The following is a 16506-nucleotide window of genomic DNA, read 5'->3' as shown; positions in this document are numbered from 1 at the left end:
GAGCGAAGGCGCCGGTGACGAGAACAACCACCCCATCAAGGAGCATCATGACGACCATGAACCCCGCCGACACCTCGACCTGGCTGCCGCTGGACGGTCTGGCCCCCGGCTTCGACGCGAACAAGGAGCCGCACACCACCGCGCTGTCCGGACGCGAGATCAACCTCACCGCGCCGAACGGCACCCGCATCGCGCACGTGTTCGGCGACGACGAGGTCACCTGGACCTACACCCCCGGCGACGGCGATGAGACCGCTCCCGCCAGCGACACCGACGCGTACGAGGCGATCGAGGTCGACGACGACCTGTTCTACGTGCAGTTCCACCACCGCTATCTGCCCAACGAGGCCGTCTCGCTCGTGATCGACCTGCGCGCCGGCCGCGTGCTGTCGAACATCAGCGAGATCCTGGCGACCGCCGAGCAGGGCCGCACGCGGGTGCAGCACCACTTCGCGACCGCGACGATCGACGGCGTCGAGGAACTCGGTCCCGAGCTGCACCCGACGACGGCGCTCATCGGCCGCCGCGTCGAGTGGGTCTACAGCGACATCCACGCCTACGAGCACGTGTACCTCTCCGAGCGCTGGTACACCTGGCAGTGCCTCGCCGGCCCCGAGCGCGGCCTCGCCGACACCGACGAGAACAGCGTGTGGGAGATCCGCCCCGGCATCTACATGTTCGCGTGGCGTGAGAAGGTCATCCCGTGCGCGTCGATCACGGTCGCCGACCATCGGGACATCAACAAGATCCGCTCGCACGGCGTGCTGTTCGGCCTCGACGAGACCGGCGAGATCCCGACGCACTTCACGTTCGGCGCCTGGGGTCGGCTCATCTCGGTGACCCACCACACGCCGGCGCTGGAGCCCGCGAACTTCGGAGCCGGGGCCTGACATGACCGCCGTCCCCGCTGAGCTCATCGTCGTCGCCGACCTCATCCGCACGCTCGACCCCGCGCAGCCCGCGGCGGAGGCGTTCGCCGTGCGCGACGAGCGCATCGCCGCGATCGGCACGCGCGCCGAGGTCGACGCGCTGCGCGGTCCGGGCACGCGGGTGCTCGAGCTCGGCGGGGCCGCGGTCTACCCCGGCTTCGCGGACGTGCACAACCACCACGCGCTGGCCGGGCGTACCGACGTGTTCGAACTGTCGCTGCCGACCTCGCTCACGCTCGACGAGATCCTCGAGCGGGTGCGCGAGAAGGCGGCCGCCCTTCCCGAGGACGCCTGGATCATCGGGGGCGCGATCGCGAGCACGATGCTGCACACGCTCGCGAACACCGGCTCCCGGCTGCGCCTCGACGAGGCGGCCGGCGGCCGGCCGGTGATGCTCATGGAGGACTCGCGCCACAACCGCTGGGCGAATACGCGCGCCCTCGAGCTCGCCCGGATCGGCGTCGGCTCGATCCCCTCCGGCGGCGTCACGATCCTGGATCCGGAGGACGGCACGCCCACCGGCGTGCTGCTCGAGGCGGCCGGGATCCCGGTGCAGGAGGCGTACGACCGCTCGGGCGGACTGACCGCCGCGCAGCACCGCGCGGCCTCGGCCCGCGGCGTGCAGCTCGCGAACTCCTACGGCATCACGGCGTTCCAGGACGCCGGGGTCTCGACCGACATCCTGGGCGCGCTCGCCGCGCTCGACCGCGACGGCGCGCTCGACGCCTGGGTGGTCTCATCGCTGCTCGTCAACGACGAGATCTTCGGGTTCGACCCCGTCGGATCCCCGCTGATCGAGCGCGGCGAGGAGTTCCGCACCGCGCACCACCGGCCCGACTTCGTGAAGATCTTCCTCGACGGCGTGCCGCCGGCCCGCACCGCGTCGTTCCTCGAGCCGTACGTCCCCGACGCCGCGCACGGCGCCCACTACCACGGCGAGACCACGATGACCTTCGACGAGCTGCACGGCTGGATGAGCGCGGTCGCGGCACGCGGCCTGGGCGCCAAGGTGCACTGCACCGGCGACGGCTCCGCCCGGCTCGTGCTCGACGTCGCCGAGAAGCTGCGCGGCGAGGGCGTCACCACGCCGATCCAGATCGCACACGGGCAGTTCCTCGCCGACAGCGACATCCCGCGGCTGGCCGCGCTGAACGTCGTCGCCGACATCTCGCCGTTCCTCTGGTTCCCCGGCGTCATCCCGACGATGCTGACCGAGGTGCTGGGCGAGCGCGCCGAGCACTCCCAGCCGAACCGCACGCTGATCGACGCGGGCGCGCTCGTCGCGGGCGGCTCGGACTGGCCGGTGAGCGAGTCGCCGAACCCGCTCGAGGGCATCCAGGGGCTCGTCACCCGCGCGGATCCGCTGCGCCGCGCCCCCGGCACGCTGTGGCCGGAGCAGGCGATCACGGCGGAGGAGGCGCTGCAGGTCTTCACCCGCAACTCCGCGGTCGCGATGGGACTGGAATCCGAGACCGGCACGCTGGAGGTCGGCAAGTCGGCCGACTTCGTCGTCCTCGACCGCGACGCGATCGCGGGGCCTGCGGACGCGATCATCGACGCACGGGTGCTGTCGACCTGGTTCGCTGGACGCGAGGTGTACACCGCGGGCTGACCATCACGTCGTCGTCGCGCACCCCGCAGGGAACGGGTTCCCGGCGGGGCGCGCGTCCGTGTCCAGAGGGGGATGGCGCACACCGCCCCGATGGCTTAGAATTGTATACCAAACGCGCGTTCGGTCTACCGTCGTGCTCCCGCGCCGCACGACAGGAGACCGGATGACCGCCGAGGACCTCGCTCCCGAGCTCCCCGAGCCCTCCGCCGTCCCCCGTCGCATCGGCGCCGCACTGCTGCGGCCCTTCTCGTCCCTGCACGGCAACCCGGGCTTCCGCGCGCTGCTGCTGTCGAACATCGCGTTCTTCGGCGGCACCTGGACGCTCTCGTTCGTGCTGGGCTGGATGGTGTTCCAGGAGACCGGATCCACGATCCTCGTCGCGGTGTTCACGACCGTCCGGCTGCTGCCGCTGCTGCTCGGCCCGATCTCGGGCGTGATCTCGGACCGGATGGATCGCAAGCGTCTGCTCGTCATCGCGTGCATTCTCGCGATCACCACGGTCGTCGTGCTCGGCGGCCTCGCGCTCGTCGGACTCGCTTCGTTCGGGGTGCTCACGGCCGGCGGCCTGCTGGTCGGTCTCGCGCACTCCCCCTCGCAGCCGGCCCGCGCGGCCCTGGTCGCCGGCAAGGTGCCGGCGGCGCAGCTGAGCAACGCGAACGCGCTCAACGCGATGGCGATGAACACGACACTCATGATCGGGCCGGCGGTCGGCGGCCTCACGATCAGCGCGTTCGCTGCGCCGGCGGCGCTGTGGATCGGCAGTCTGTGGTTCGTCGCCTCCCTGATCGCGCTGCGCGGCGTGCATGGCGGATACATCGCGCCCGAGACCCCGCACGGCTCGGTCTGGCGCATGCTCGCGGCCGGCGTCCGCGCGATCGTGCGGCTGCCGGTCGTGCCTGCCGTCCTGCTCATCACGATCGCCGTGAACACGATGATCTGGTCGATACACCAGGGGTTCATGCCCGTGTTCGCGAAGGACATGCGCCTCGACGCCGCCGGCCTCGGCCTGCTGCTCACCGGCTTCGGGCTGGGCGGGATCGTCGGCTCCCTCGTGATCGCCGCGATCGGCGACTTCCGCTGGAAGGGCGCCGTATTCGTGTGCGGGATCGCCGGCATGTCGGTGTGCTGGATCCTGTTCGCCCTCGCACGGCCGCCGGCCCTCGCCGCGGCGATCTTCGTGGCCGCGGGGCTCATCTCCTCGGTCTTCGGGGTGCTGCAGAACACGCTCATGCTCTCCGCCACCCCTCCCGGGCTGCAGGGGCGCGCGATGGGCCTGCAGGAGCTCGCGATCGGGGCGCAGCCAATCGCCGCGCTCGCCATCGGCGCGGCCGCGCAGGTGATCGGGATCGCCGCCACCACGGTGATCAGCGCGGGACTTCTGCTGCTTTTCCTCGCGGCGATGGCCCTCGCGTCTCCCGCCCTGATGCGCTACCACGGCACCGCGGGCGCCTGAACGGATCCGGATCCGCGCGGCGAGCCTCGGGGATCGCTCGCGCACGACTGCGGTGGTGAGCGCACGCTGCTCCGCGAGTCAGCGTCAGAGGCCGTTCGTCATGACAGCGGCTTCTCGCGCCCGCGCAGGCGCCAGAGGAGCCAGAGCGTACCGATGGGGACCGCGAGGATGACGAGGAATCCGAGACTCCACACCTCGTAGGACATCGGGAGCAGCGGATTGCTCGCACCGCCGTCGGCCGGCGACGCCACCCAGATCCACTTCGCCACAGCGCCGACCGCATAGACCGTCGCCCACACGGCGAACGGCAGCAGGATGGCCAGCGTCTTCTCCCACCGCCGCCAGAACCGGCTCGACGTCACCAGCGCGACGCCCACGACCCACCCGCCGATCGGCAGGAGGAACGTGCCGAACCCGAGCACCAATGCGCCGGCGATGGCGAACCACTTCGTGTCGACCATCGGCGGCTTCAGCGCGGGAACCGTCGGCCGAGCCGGAGCGACGACCACCACCGGGCCGGGCTGCGACGGCTGCGACTCCTCCTGCGCCGCCGCTGCGACCACCTCCGGATCCCCGATCTGCGCGATCCTGTCACGCATCCCGAGGGCGTCGAGTCCGTCGAACTCCTCGATGATCCCAGCGCGCAGCTCGTTCGCGATCCGCCACGGCAGGTCCGCTATCGCGGCGTCGAGCCGCTCCAGGTAGTCGTCGCGCAGGCGCTACGCCTCGAGATCGATCATGTTTCCCCCTCTGCGGTGAGCGCGGCCACGCTGCGGGCGAAAGGAGCCCACGACGCGCGGAATCGTTCCAGTTCGGCCTGCCCGCCGGCCGTCAGCTCGTAGTAGCGGCGCACCGGCCCGGATCCCGACGGCTGCTCGAACGTGCGCACCCAGCCGCTCTGCCGCAAGCGCGAGAGCAGCGGGTAGAGCGTCCCGATGCTCGCGATCAGTCCCTCGGCTGAGAGTCGCTCCGCGAGTTCCCAGCCGTACATCGGTCCGCGCGCGAGGAGGCCGAGCACGCAGTACTCGACGACTCCTTTGCGCATCTGAGCCCCGACGTCCGGTGTCATGCCTGACAAGCTAGCTTGCATAGCAAGGCGATTCAAGGATCGTGCTGCGGCGCAGCGCACCCGGTGACGAGCGCCGCGCGGCTACCCGCCCGGTCGCAGCCCGGTCCTGTCCGGCGCGCCGGTCCTAGACTGGATCCGGCGCGCCGGCGCCACGGGAAGGGTGCGGGATGCCGATCACGGGGACGGTACTGGAGACCGCGGCGCGGCATCCGGATCGGCCCGCGATCGTCGGCGAGGGCGGCGCACTCAGCTACGCCGAACTGGTCGAGGACTCCCGCCGCGTGTTCGCGGTCGTCGACGCCGCGCATCGTGCGCAGAGCGCTCCCCCGGTGCCCGCGCCGGAGACCGCCGGCATCCCGATCACGGCGGTCAGCGTCGGGAGCGCATTCCACGCCGCGCGGATCGTCGCCGGCCTGGCCGGGTACCGCGCCGTGTCGGCCACGATCGATCCGCAGTGGCCGCTCGCCCACCGCGTCCATGTCGTCGTCGCCGCGGGGATCGGTCTCCTGATCAGCGACGATGCCGCGCTCGCGGAGGCTCTCCACGACGCCGGATGGACGGGGACCGTCCTCACACTCGACGAGTTCCGCGCCCGTGAGACCTCGACCGAGCCCGCGGATCCGCCCGCCGTGCGCGACGGCGACGAGGCGTTCCTGCTGCTGTTCTCCTCGGGCACGACGAGCAATCCCAAGGCGTTCCTGAAGACCCGTCGGCAGTACCGCGAGAACGTCGCGGTGTCGAGCGCGCATCTCGAGCCGCACCCGGGCGTGCAGACCCTGGCTCCGGGCCCACTGTCGTACAGCCTCACCCTGTACGCCCTCATCGAGTGCCTCGCCACCGGCGGAGGCGCGCACCTCGCCGACGTCTTCGACCCGGGCCGGCTGGCGCGGCGCGTCGCCGCCGAGGGCATCACCCGCATCGTCGCCGTGCCCGCCGTCGTGCAGGTGCTCATCGATGCGGCCCGGCGGGACCCGGGCGCCTTCGCGCGCCTGGAGCTCGTCGTCACCGGCGGCGCGAACCTGCCCGCCGCGCTGCGCGACGGGCTCGCCGCGGTGCTCCCGCAGGTGCGGCTGATCAGCTACTACGGCGCCGCGGAGATCGGGTTCATCGGCGACAGCCGCGGCGGCGACGGCACGCTCCTCGACGTCTACGAGGGGATCGGCGCCGAGATCCGCGACGACGCCGGCCACCGCGTCCCGGACGGCGAACTCGGCACGCTCTGGATCCACGCGGCGGCGTGCTCGGACGGCTACCTCGCCGCGACCACCGACGCCGTGCTGCGCGGCCCCGACGGGTGGGCCACCGTGCACGACGTGGGGCGGATCGTCGACGGGAGGCTGCAGCTGGCCGGGCGCGCCGGGGACATCGTCGCGACGGGCGGCCACAAGGTCTCGCTCCCCGAGGTCGAGCGCGCCTTCGACGGGATGCCCGGGGTGGGCGCCGTCTGCGCCGTGGCGCTGCCGGATCCGCGGCTCGGCAGCGTGGTGGCGCTCGTCATCGAGAGCCCGGTCGCTGAGCCCGCCGAAGCGACGACCCCGGACAAACGCACGCTGCAGGCGTGGGCGCGCGCCCGGCTCGCGCCGCAGTTCGTGCCGCGACGGTGGTACCTGCTCGATCAGCTGCCGCGCACGGCGGGCGGCAAGATCCGGCGCCCCGCGACGACGGAGCTCATCGCGCGCGGCGAGGGGATCCGGCTGTGACCGGCGGATCCGCAACGCTCCCGCGTCCGACGGGCCGCCGCGTCGTGGTGACCGGCCTCGGCGCTGTCACCCCGAGCGGGCTCGACGTCGCCGCGCTCTGGGACGCCGTCACGACCGGGCGCAGCGCCGTCACCGCGCTGGACGATCCGGAGTTCGCCGGCCTCGCCGTGCGGATCGGCGGGCGCATCCGCGGCTTCGACGCCACAGGCCTCGTCGAGCCGCCGCTCGCCCGGCGCCTCAGCCCCTCGCAGCTGTGGGCCGTCGCCGCCGCCGATCAGGCCCTCGCGCACGCGGGCGCCGATCCGGCGCGGATCCGCGACGGCGCCGGGCTGCCCTGGGACGCGACCCGCACCGCGATCCTCACCGCGACCGGATCCGGACCGATCGACCAGATGCAGGCCGCGACCCGCGCGCTCGACGCCCGCGGCCCCCGCGGCGTGCCGCTGAGCCTCGTCGTGCACGGCGCGCCGGACGCGGTCGCCGCCCTGCTCAGCGAGCGCTACGGAGCGCGCGGCACCGCGCACGGCGTGACGGCGACGTGCGCATCCAGCGCGATCGCGATCGGCGAGGCGCTCCGCCGCATCCGGCACGGCTACGCCGACGCGGTGCTCGTGGTCGGCGTGGAGGACTGCCTGAACCCGGTCAACCTCGCCTCGAACGCCAACCTGCGCGCCCTTGCGAGCGGCTACGAGGCCGATCCGACCTCCGCGAGCCGGCCCTTCGATCGCGGTCGCCGAGGATTCGTCATGGCGCAGGGCGCCTCCGCCCTGCTGATCGAAGCCGAGGACGTCGCCCTGGCACGCGGCGCCGACCCGCTCGCCGTGCTGGCCGGATTCGGCGAGTCCAGCGATGCTCACCATCCGACCGCGCCGCACCCGGCCGGCCGCGGAGCCGCGGAGGCCGTCGCGGCGGCCCTGGCCGATGCCGGGCTGGATGCCGACGATCCCGATGCCGTCGACCACATCAACGCGCACGGCACAGGCACGCCCGCGGGCGATGCCGCCGAGCTCGCCGCCTACGCCGCCGTGTTCGGCGACCGGGCCCGGCGCATCCCGATCACGGCGACGAAGTCGAGCACGGGGCACCTGCTGGGCGCCTCGGGCGCGATCGAGGCGGTCCTCGCGATCCGCACCCTGCAGACCGGCGTGATCCCGCCCACCATCAACCTCGACGACCCCGAGTTCGACGGCTGGGACATCGTTCGCGGTTCCGCGCGCGATCTCGGCCGGATCAGCCGGGTGCTGTCGCCGTCGTTCGGCTTCGGCGGCCACAACGGCGCCCTCATCTTCACAAGCACCCAGGAGGCACGATGACCGACAGTCTCACCCGCCACGCCGAGCTCGCCGAGCGCTACCTCCCGGACGAGCTGCTGGAGCGCCTCCGCGAGCGCGCCGCCGGGTACGACCGCGAGAACCGGTTCTTCGACGAAGACCTGGCCGACCTCGCCGACCGCGGCTACCTGCTGCTGTTCGTGCCCGAGGAGCACGGCGGCCCGGGACTGAGCCTCGACGAGGTGTCGCACCTGCAGCAGCGCCTCGCGACCGCCGCGCCCGCCACCGCGCTCGCGGTGAACATGCACCTGATGTGCACGGGCGTCGCGAAGGCCCTGGCGGATCGCGGCGACCACTCGCTCGATCACGTGTTCGCCGAGGCGATGGCCGGAGAGATCTTCGCGTTCGGCATCAGCGAACCGTCGAACGACTGGGTCATGCAGGATTCGACCACCACCGCCACCCCGCAGTCCGATGGCGGCTACCTGCTCACCGGGGTCAAGATCTTCACGTCCCTCTCCCCCGTCTGGACCCGCCTCATCACCCACGGCCGCGACGACACGGATCCGGAGAACCCGATGCTGGTCTACGGCTTCCTGACGCGGGATGCCGACGGCATCACCGTCTCCGACCAGTGGGACGTGATGGGGATGCGCGCCTCGCAGAGCCGCGCCACGATCCTCACCGACGTGCGCATGGCGCCCGAGCGGGTGAACCGCCGGATCGCCGTCGGGCGCGTGCCGGATCTGCTCACGTTCGCGATCACGAGCAACTTCCAGCTCCTCATCGGATCCGTCTACGCCGGGATCGCCCGCCGTGCCCTCGAGCTCGGCGCCGCAGGGCTGAAGAAGCGCCGCTCGGCCAAGTCGGGCACGACCTACGCCGAGGTGCCGGAGTCGCGCACCCGCCTGGCGGACGCCCACCTCGAGTACCTGGCGGTGCCGGCGCAGCTGGAGGCGTACTGCCGCGACTTCGACGAGCTCGTCGACCACGGCGCCCGCTGGCCGCTGCTGCTCGTGAGCGCCCGGCTGAACGCCGCGACGGCCGCGCGCCGCGCCGCGGAGACGGCGCTCATGTGCACCGGCGGCGCCGGCTTCGGCAACGGCCACGAGCTGAGCCGGCTCTACCGCGACGCGACCGCGGGGCTGTTCCACCCGCCGAGCGCCGACGCCGCCCGCCCGATGTACGCCGCGGCGCTGCTCGACGACTGAACCGCGCGATCGGCACAGACGGCGGCCCCGGGCACCATGTCCCGGGGCCGCCGCCGTGAGGGGGACCCTGCGATCAGTGCTCGGGCGCGACCGCGGCCGCGGGCCGGCGCACGCACAGGGCGAGCGCGACGACCGCGAACGACAGCACCGCACCGGCGAGGAACGCGAGGTGCGACCCCTGCGCCGCGGCCGCGGGCGAGGGCAGCTCGGGGTTCGACCCCGTCGCCGCGACCCCGGTGGCGTAGAGGGCGATGAAGATCGCGGTGCCCGCGGCGCCCGCCACCTGCTGCAGCGTCGCGATCGTCGCGCTGCCGTGGGAGTACAGCTTCGGGGCGAGGGATCCGAGCGAGGCGCTGAACGCCGGCGTGAACAGGAACGCGAGCGACAGCATGAGCACGATGTGCGCGCCCAGCAGCACGACCCAGGAGGAGTGCTCGCCGAGGCCGAGCGCGAGGGTCCACAGCGAGGCGGCGAGACCGAGCGAGCCGGGGATCACGAGCGGACGCGGCCCGAAGCGGTCGTACAGGCGCCCCACCGTGGGGCCCGCCAGCCCCATCAGCAGCCCACCGGGAAGCAGGATGGCACCGACCCAGAGCGGGTCGAGGCCGAGCGTGTAGCGCGCGAACTGCGGCAGCACGATGAAGGCGCCGAACAGCGACACCATCCCCGCCGTCATCATGGCGACCGCGATCGCGAAGTCACGCGACAGGAAGGTTCGCAGGTCGAGCAGCGCGGCGTCGGTGCGCTGCAGCACGAGCTGCCGCCACCCGAACAGACCGAGGGTCGCGAGGCCGACCACGACCGGGATCCACGGCTGCACGGACGCCTGCCCGACCGCCGCAGCGCCGATCTGGCTCAGCCCGAACACCAGCGCCGAGAACGCGACCGCGGCGAGCACGACCGAGAGCACGTCCAGCGGCACCGGCCGGGTCTCGGAGACGTTCGGAATCCGGCCGATGCCGATCGCGAGCATCGTCAGCGCGATGGGCAGCATCACCCAGAACAGTCCCTGCCACGGCAGCACCTGGATGAGCGCACCCGAGACGATCGGCCCCACGGCGGGCGCCACGGACATCACGATCGACACGCGCCCCATCACCCGGCCGCGCTCCTCGGCGGGGACCACCGTCATCACGGTCGTCATCATGAGCGGCATCATCACGGCCGTGCCCACGGCCTGGATCACGCGGCCGACCACGAGCAGCTCGAACACCGGGGACAGCGCGGCGACGACCGTGCCGACCACGAAGCTCGACATGGCGACGGTGAACACCGCGCGGGTGCGCAGCCGCTGCATCAGCCAGCCCGTGGTGGGGATGACGACGGCCATCGTCAGCGCGAACGCCGTGGTCAGCCACTGCCCCCGCGTCGCGTCGATGTGCAGCGACTCCTGGATGCGCGGCAGGGCGACGGCCATCATCGTCTCGTTGAGGAACACGACGAAGACGGCGGCGAGGAGCAGCCGCAGCGCCGTGCGGTTGCGCGCCTCCACGGGGGCGGGTGCCGGTGAGGCGTCGACCTCGGCCGGTGCGATGGTGGCGGTCATGTCCTTCTCCTTCTGGTGCGATCCCCGGATCCGGATACTTCAAAAAATAAAGCACACTGCAAATAGTGAAGTCAAGTGGTAATCTGAGATCCATGACGAACCAGCACTACGGTCAGTTCTGCGGACTCGCGCGCGCGGCGGAGATCGTCGGGCAGCGCTGGACGCTGCTGATCCTGCGCGACCTCACGGTGGGGCCGCGCCGTTACTCGGATCTGGTCGCAGGTCTTCCGGGCATCCCGACGAACACTCTGGCGACCCGCCTGAAGGAGCTCGAGGAAGAGGGCGTGGTCGCTCGCACCGCTCCGCACGGCGCCGAGCGCTCGGTCGTCTACGCGCTCACTCCGCGCGGTGAGGAGCTGCGGCCGGCACTGGACGCGCTGGGACTCTGGGGCGCGGGAGGGATGCGCGAGCCCCGCGAGGGCGAGATCGTGACCACCCCGTCGATCACCGCCGCCCTGCGCGTGGCCGCGGGCGACGGCGTCGTGCCCGCCGACTGGGACACCACGTACAACGTACGCGTCGGCGACGTGGAGACGCACGTCGTGATGCGCGGCGGCCGGATCACCGCCGACCCCGGCCTCGCCGAGGACGCGGATCTCGAGATCATGGCGGGCCCGGGGATCCGCGACCTGCTCGCCCGCACGCTGACTCCGCAGGACGCGCTCGCTTCCGGAGCCGTGCAGATCCAGGGCGACCCCGCCCTGTTCGACCGGTTCGCCGAGACGATGCACGTGCCCTACAGCGCGCACCTACCCGGATCGGACGCTCCGGCCGCCGTCGGCGGCTGAGCACCCGGCGAGACCTCAGGCGCTCGCGTCCTCGAGCGCGAACCGCGCGCCGAGCTCGCCGATCACGGCGGCGGGTGCGTTGGTATTGCCCGTGGTGATCGTCGGCATCACCGACGCGTCGATCACGCGCAACCCGACGATGCCGTTCACGCGGAGCCGCGGATCGACGACCGCTTCCGGATCCGATCCCATCCGGCACGTGCCGACCTGGTGGTGGTAGGTGATGGCGGTGCGGCGCACCCAGTCCTCGACGTCGGCATCCGCGACCTCCGGTCCCGGGTAGGCCTCAGTGGCGCCCCACGCGTCCGCGAGGGCCGGCTGGGCGCCGATCCGTCGCGCCTGGCGCACGGAGGCGGCGAGCGCCGCGAGGTCGCGCTCGTCCGCGAGGGCGGCGAGGTCGATCAGAAGCGGATCCGCGACGCCGGGACCCGAGATCCGCAGGGACCCCCGGCTGCGGGGCGTGACCAGACCTGCCATGAGCGAGAAGCCGTCGCCGGGGGCGTGCGCGCCGGGGCGCGGTGCGAGCTCGCCCCACATCGGCACGGAGAAGTGGATCGGCTGGGTGTCGGGCTGGGCGAGGTCGTCGCGCGAACGCCAGAACAGATGCGTCTGGGTGACGGAGACGCCGGGCTGCGGCGGGCCGACCGGCCGGGAAGTCGTGAAGATCACGGGTGAGAGCAGGTGGTCGTGCAGGTTCGCACCGACCCCCGGCGTGTCATGGACCACGTCGATGCCCAGCGCCTCCAGGTCGGCACGGGGGCCGATGCCGCTGCGCAGCAGGATCGCGGGGCTGCCCAGGGCGCCCGCCGCGAGGATCACCTCGTCCGCGCGGAGATCGGACCCTTCGACGAGCTCAGGGACCGAGGCGAGACGCACGCCCACGGTCGCGCCGTCCTCGACGATCACCGAGTGCACCTCGGCACCGGTGACGATGCGCAGGTTCGGTGCGTCCTCGATGGGGCGCACGTACGCCATCCACGTGTTCACGCGGCGGCCGTCCCGCATCGTGACCTGCTCCTGCGAGACGCCGTCGAGACTGCCGCCGTTGTAGTCGGGATTGAAGACCAGCCCCTCCTCGACCGCCGCATCGACGATCGCCTGCTGGATCGGCACGAGCGGGTAGTCGCCGGTGACGGGGAGCAGGTCGTTCTCGATGGCCTGGTACACGGGCTCGACCTCGGCCCAGCCCCAGCCGGTCGCGCCCGCGGCCTCCCAGCCGTCGAAGTCACTGGCTGCGCAGCGCACCCAGATCATCGCGTTGAGGGCGTGGGATCCGCCGGTCACCTTGCCGCGCGGCAGATGCAGGCGACGTCCGGCCGCGTGCTCCTGGCGCACCGTGACGTGATCCCAGTCCTCGGCGGCATGCCACAGCTCGCCGGCGCGGGACGGATCGCGGATCGCGGGGTTCGTGTCGTACCCGCCGGCCTCGACGAGCGTCACATCCCACCCGGCGTCCACGAGACGCCGGGTGACGATGCTGCCCGAGGTGCCGGCGCCGACCACGATGGCGGAGCGGGTCATCGGCTCAGCTCTTCCGGCCGGGCCCGGAGACGACCTGCGGCACCGCGACCGACTTGAGGCCGGCGACGCCGAACTCGAGCCCGTAGCCCGAGCTCTTCACGCCGCCGAAGGGAACCATCGGGTGCAGGCCGCCGTGGGAGTTGATCCACACGGTGCCGGACTGCATCCGTGTCGCCGCCTCCCGCGCAGCCTCGGGATCGCTCGACCACACCGAGGCGCCGAGGCCCACGTCCACGGAGTTGGCGAGCGCGAAGGCCTCGTCCACGTCGGAGTATCGGATGATCGGCAGCGCCGGCCCGAACTGCTCCTCCTGCACCAGCGCGGCGTCGTTCGGGATGTCGGCCACGATCGTCGGGCGGTAGAAGAGCTCGCCCAGCTCCGGAGCCGCCTCGCCGCCGGTGGCGATGCGGGCGCCGCGCGCCTTCGCGTCCTCGACCAGGCGCGAAACGATGTCGAACTGCTGCTTGTTCTGCAGCGGCCCCAGCACGTTGCCCTCGTCGAGGCCGTTGCCGATCGGCACGTTCGCGGCGATGCCGGCCAGTGCGTCCACGACCTGGTCGTAGAGCGAGTCGTGCACGTAGAGGCGCTTCATGGCCGCGCACGTCTGACCCGTGTTGATGAAGGCGCCCCAGAACAGGTCCTCGGCGATCGCGGCCGGATCCGTTCCCGGCAGGACGATGCCGGCGTCGTTGCCGCCGAGCTCGAGCGTGAGGCGGGCCAGGTTGCCGGCCGAGCTCTCGATGATCTTCCGTCCGGTCGCGGTGGATCCCGTGAACATGATCTTGTCGATGTCGGGGTGGGAGGCGAGCCGCGCGCCCACCTCGCGGTCACCCGAGATCCCGATCAGCACATCCGCGGGCAGCACATCGTTCATCACGGCGAGGAGCGCGAGCACGCTCAGCGGGGTGTACTCGCTGGGCTTCGCGACGACGGTGTTGCCCATCCGCAGCGACGGCCCGATCTGCCAGATCGTGATCATGAGGGGCCAGTTCCACGGCCCGATCGCGCCGACCACGCCCGCCGGCTTGTAGACGAGCTCGGCGTGCAGGTTCTCGTCGTCCACGAGCACCTCGGGCTCCAGCACCGTGGTCGCGTTCGTGCGCAGCCACGCCGAGCACGCGCCCAGCTCGAAGCGCGCGTTCGGGCCGTTCAGCGGCTTGCCCTGCTCCCGGGAGAGCAGCACGGCGAGCGCCTCGGCGTTCGCGTCGATCGCGTCGGCCGCGGCGAGCAGCAGCTCGCTCCGCTTCTCGTGCCCGAGGGCGTCCCACCCCGGCTGCGCGGCCTTGGCGCGCGCGATGGCGTCGTCGAGGTCGGCGACGGTCTGCACCGGGGCACGGCCGATGATCTCGCGCGTGGCGGCGTCGGGGATCTCCCGTCCTGCCCCCTCCGGGGCCTGGATGCGGTCGAGCAGCGCGGACGCGGCGGACAGGTCGGTCATCGGTCTCTCCTTCGAGTGTGCGGACGACGAGGCGTCACCCCATTGTCGGCAGGCGCAGGGCTCGGCGGCTTGTCGTGCAGCGCACGGCGCTCGTCCCCCCGCGAAGGATCCGCGGCTCAGCTCCGAACAGCGGCCTCCTGACGGCCGGCGCGCTCCGCATCCCACGCCCCGTGATCGGCTGCGGCCGTGCGCAGGAACACGATGATCCAGCTGAAGATGAGCACGGCGGCGATGAGCTCGACCGCGGTGAGGTTGTAGTAGCCGGTCGCGAAGAACACCCCGAGCAGCGCGATCACGAGCACGTACACCCAGCCCAGCACGACGAACACCCGGGAGATCCGCCGCAGGAACCACGGCAGCCCGACCACCACCACCGCGAAGCACACGGCCATCCCGGTCGCGACCGTGTTGTGCAGCAGGAAGAAGCGGTCCACCGGGAAGACCCCGACGCACGCCAGCAGGACCCCGATCAGCACGAGCCCGACCCGGACGATGGTGCGACCGCGGTCGTCCCGGGGCTCCGGAACGGGCAGCGCCGCCGTCGCGTAGCGGGCGATCGTGGTCACCATGACGCCCGCCACGATGAGGGTGCCGTTGAACGCCGGGGAGGACGCGTTCGTCGACATGCCCAGGGCGGAGAGGTTCGTGCGCCACCAGTGCGGATCCGTCGCCTCGAGCATCGCCGTGAATGCGCCGATCACGAGGTAGATCGCCAGGATCAGCGACACCGCGGTGGGGCTCAGCGCCATCGCGCTGAGGTAGCAGACGTACGCGGTGAGGGCCAGCGCGACGCCGACGAGCACGGCCCCCGGGAACGGGAACACCGGGGCATCCCGGAAGGCCGCTTCGAGAAGCGTGGCCAGCCCGAGCAGGGCGAGCAGCGCGACGGCGCCATGTGCGAGCGCGATCGCTGTCAGCTCGTACCAGCGCAGTCGCTGGCCCGGCGTCGCGAAGCCGTCGTCGCCCGCGCGATCGTGCCGCGTCCCAGGTGCGTCGACGCGCTCGAGGCGCAGGCCGATGCGACCTGCGAGGAAGCTCAGCACGGCGACCAGCGCTCCGCTGTACGCGGCGACGTCGCCGACCGACCACGGGCCGGTGATCGCGAGGGTGCGGTTCCAGAAGATCACGAGGGCCGCGAGGAAGCCCAGCACGAACGCGACCACGCCGGTCAGCAGCGCGTCGCTCTCGCGGACCTGACGCAGCGTCGCGATCGCGCGGGCGGCGCGCAGCCGCCGGGTCAGCCGGTCCCACTCGGCGCGCATCGTTCCCCGCTCCCGTGTCACGTCTCCACCCTAGGGGCGCGGATACCCTGGCATGATGACCCAGACGTTCCGCGCCCGCGCCGCCCTGCTCGACATGGACGGCACCCTCGTCGACTCGACCGCCGTCGTGGAGCGGCTGTGGCTGGCCTGGGCGGAGCCGCACGGCCTCGACCCCGAGTTCGTGCTGAGCGTGGTGCACGGCCGGCAGGGCCACCAGAGCATGGCGATCATGCTGCCCGACCGCCCGCACGAGCAGAATCTCGCCGAGAACCGGGAGATGCTCGCCCGCGAGAGCGATGACATCGACGGCGTCGTGGAGGTGGCGGGCGCCGCGGCGTTCCTGGCGGCGCTCGCGCCGTTCCCGCACGCGATCGTGACGTCGGCCGACGACCGGCTCATGCGTGCGCGCATGGGCGCCGCCGGACTCGACGTGCCCGACGGTCCGGTCACGGCGGAGTTCGTGACCGCCTCCAAGCCGGATCCGGAGGGCTTCCTGCTCGGCGCCCGGCGCCTGGGCGTGGATCCGGCGGACTGCGTCGCCTTCGAGGACTCCGAGGCCGGGATCCAGGCCGCCCAGGCCGCCGGGATGCGCGTGATCGGCGTGGGCGTGGGATCCGCGGCCCACTCCCCCGACGCCGTCGTCCCCGACCTGACGCACGTCACCGTCTCGCCCGACGGCGACGGGTTCCTGCTCACGATCCACTGA

The 16506-nt window shown here is 72.3% G+C and carries 14 protein-coding genes; 8 read left to right on the top strand and 6 right to left on the bottom strand.

What is annotated here, in order from left to right; genetic code table 11:
- Nucleotides 1-47: 47 nt before the first annotated feature.
- The 3 genes from ACYQ1L_RS04805 to ACYQ1L_RS04795 all read left to right on the top strand — a co-directional run bounded on the left by ACYQ1L_RS04805 (nucleotide 48) and on the right by ACYQ1L_RS04795 (nucleotide 3994).
- Complete coding sequence (locus ACYQ1L_RS04805) at nucleotides 48-890, top strand: MoaF C-terminal domain-containing protein (protein WP_460003108.1); 843 nt, start codon at nucleotides 48-50, stop codon at nucleotides 888-890.
- 1 nt (nucleotide 891) lies between these two features.
- Entirely contained in the window at nucleotides 892-2541 is a 1650-nt protein-coding gene (locus ACYQ1L_RS04800) for an amidohydrolase (protein ID WP_460003107.1), read from the top strand.
- A 163-nt stretch (nucleotides 2542-2704) separates the two neighbouring features.
- On the top strand, nucleotides 2705-3994 hold the full coding sequence (locus ACYQ1L_RS04795; RefSeq protein ID WP_460003106.1) for an MFS transporter: 1290 nt from the start codon (nucleotides 2705-2707) through the stop codon (nucleotides 3992-3994).
- Between the two features lie 98 nt (nucleotides 3995-4092).
- On the opposite strand, the gene ACYQ1L_RS04790 is transcribed toward ACYQ1L_RS04795, so the two are convergent.
- Complete coding sequence (locus ACYQ1L_RS04790; RefSeq protein ID WP_460003105.1) at nucleotides 4093-4593, bottom strand: hypothetical protein; 501 nt, start codon at nucleotides 4591-4593, stop codon at nucleotides 4093-4095.
- A 137-nt stretch (nucleotides 4594-4730) separates the two neighbouring features.
- Nucleotides 4731-5063 (bottom strand): PadR family transcriptional regulator, encoded by a 333-nt coding sequence (locus ACYQ1L_RS04785; protein WP_460003104.1) that lies wholly within the window; start codon nucleotides 5061-5063, stop codon nucleotides 4731-4733.
- Nucleotides 5064-5230: 167 nt separating this feature from the next.
- Between ACYQ1L_RS04785 and ACYQ1L_RS04780 the strand changes: the two genes are divergently transcribed.
- The 3 genes from ACYQ1L_RS04780 to ACYQ1L_RS04770 are packed head-to-tail and all read left to right on the top strand — an operon-like array spanning nucleotide 5231 to nucleotide 9245.
- Entirely contained in the window at nucleotides 5231-6763 is a 1533-nt protein-coding gene (locus tag ACYQ1L_RS04780) for a class I adenylate-forming enzyme family protein (protein ID WP_460003103.1), read from the top strand.
- Nucleotides 6760-8076 (top strand): beta-ketoacyl-[acyl-carrier-protein] synthase family protein, encoded by a 1317-nt coding sequence (locus ACYQ1L_RS04775; RefSeq protein WP_460003102.1) that lies wholly within the window; start codon nucleotides 6760-6762, stop codon nucleotides 8074-8076. Before ACYQ1L_RS04780 ends, ACYQ1L_RS04775 begins: the two co-directional genes overlap by 4 nt.
- Nucleotides 8073-9245: an acyl-CoA dehydrogenase family protein gene (locus ACYQ1L_RS04770; protein ID WP_460003101.1), complete on the top strand. Its 1173-nt coding sequence runs from the start codon at nucleotides 8073-8075 to the stop codon at nucleotides 9243-9245. The genes ACYQ1L_RS04775 and ACYQ1L_RS04770 overlap by 4 nt, the downstream gene beginning before the upstream one ends.
- Nucleotides 9246-9318: 73 nt before the next feature.
- Here the strand turns inward: ACYQ1L_RS04770 and ACYQ1L_RS04765 are convergent, their stop codons facing one another.
- Nucleotides 9319-10791: a DHA2 family efflux MFS transporter permease subunit gene (locus tag ACYQ1L_RS04765; protein WP_460003100.1), complete on the bottom strand. Its 1473-nt coding sequence runs from the start codon at nucleotides 10789-10791 to the stop codon at nucleotides 9319-9321.
- Between the two features lie 92 nt (nucleotides 10792-10883).
- Here ACYQ1L_RS04765 and ACYQ1L_RS04760 point away from each other — a divergent pair, with 92 nt between their 5' ends.
- Nucleotides 10884-11579, top strand: a complete 696-nt coding sequence (locus tag ACYQ1L_RS04760) for a winged helix-turn-helix transcriptional regulator (protein WP_460003099.1) — start codon at nucleotides 10884-10886, stop codon at nucleotides 11577-11579.
- 15 nt (nucleotides 11580-11594) lie between these two features.
- Here ACYQ1L_RS04760 and ACYQ1L_RS04755 read toward each other — a convergent pair whose 3' ends face one another.
- The 3 genes from ACYQ1L_RS04755 to ACYQ1L_RS04745 all read right to left on the bottom strand — a co-directional run bounded on the left by ACYQ1L_RS04755 (nucleotide 11595) and on the right by ACYQ1L_RS04745 (nucleotide 15821).
- The gene (locus ACYQ1L_RS04755) at nucleotides 11595-13100 is read right to left on the bottom strand and encodes a GMC family oxidoreductase (protein WP_460003098.1); all 1506 of its coding nucleotides are present in this window, start codon (nucleotides 13098-13100) and stop codon (nucleotides 11595-11597) included.
- A 4-nt stretch (nucleotides 13101-13104) separates the two neighbouring features.
- Nucleotides 13105-14538: an aldehyde dehydrogenase family protein gene (locus tag ACYQ1L_RS04750; protein WP_460003097.1), complete on the bottom strand. Its 1434-nt coding sequence runs from the start codon at nucleotides 14536-14538 to the stop codon at nucleotides 13105-13107.
- Nucleotides 14539-14654: 116 nt separating this feature from the next.
- Nucleotides 14655-15821 (bottom strand): DUF998 domain-containing protein, encoded by a 1167-nt coding sequence (locus tag ACYQ1L_RS04745; RefSeq protein WP_460003096.1) that lies wholly within the window; start codon nucleotides 15819-15821, stop codon nucleotides 14655-14657.
- 34 nt (nucleotides 15822-15855) lie between these two features.
- On the opposite strand from ACYQ1L_RS04745, the gene ACYQ1L_RS04740 reads away from it, so the two are divergent.
- Nucleotides 15856-16506, top strand: coding sequence for an HAD-IA family hydrolase (locus tag ACYQ1L_RS04740; RefSeq protein ID WP_460003095.1), 651 nt, complete (start codon nucleotides 15856-15858; stop codon nucleotides 16504-16506).

This window comes from Microbacterium xylanilyticum (assembly GCF_054654695.1).
This window is presented reverse-complemented; position numbering and strand designations above follow the sequence as displayed.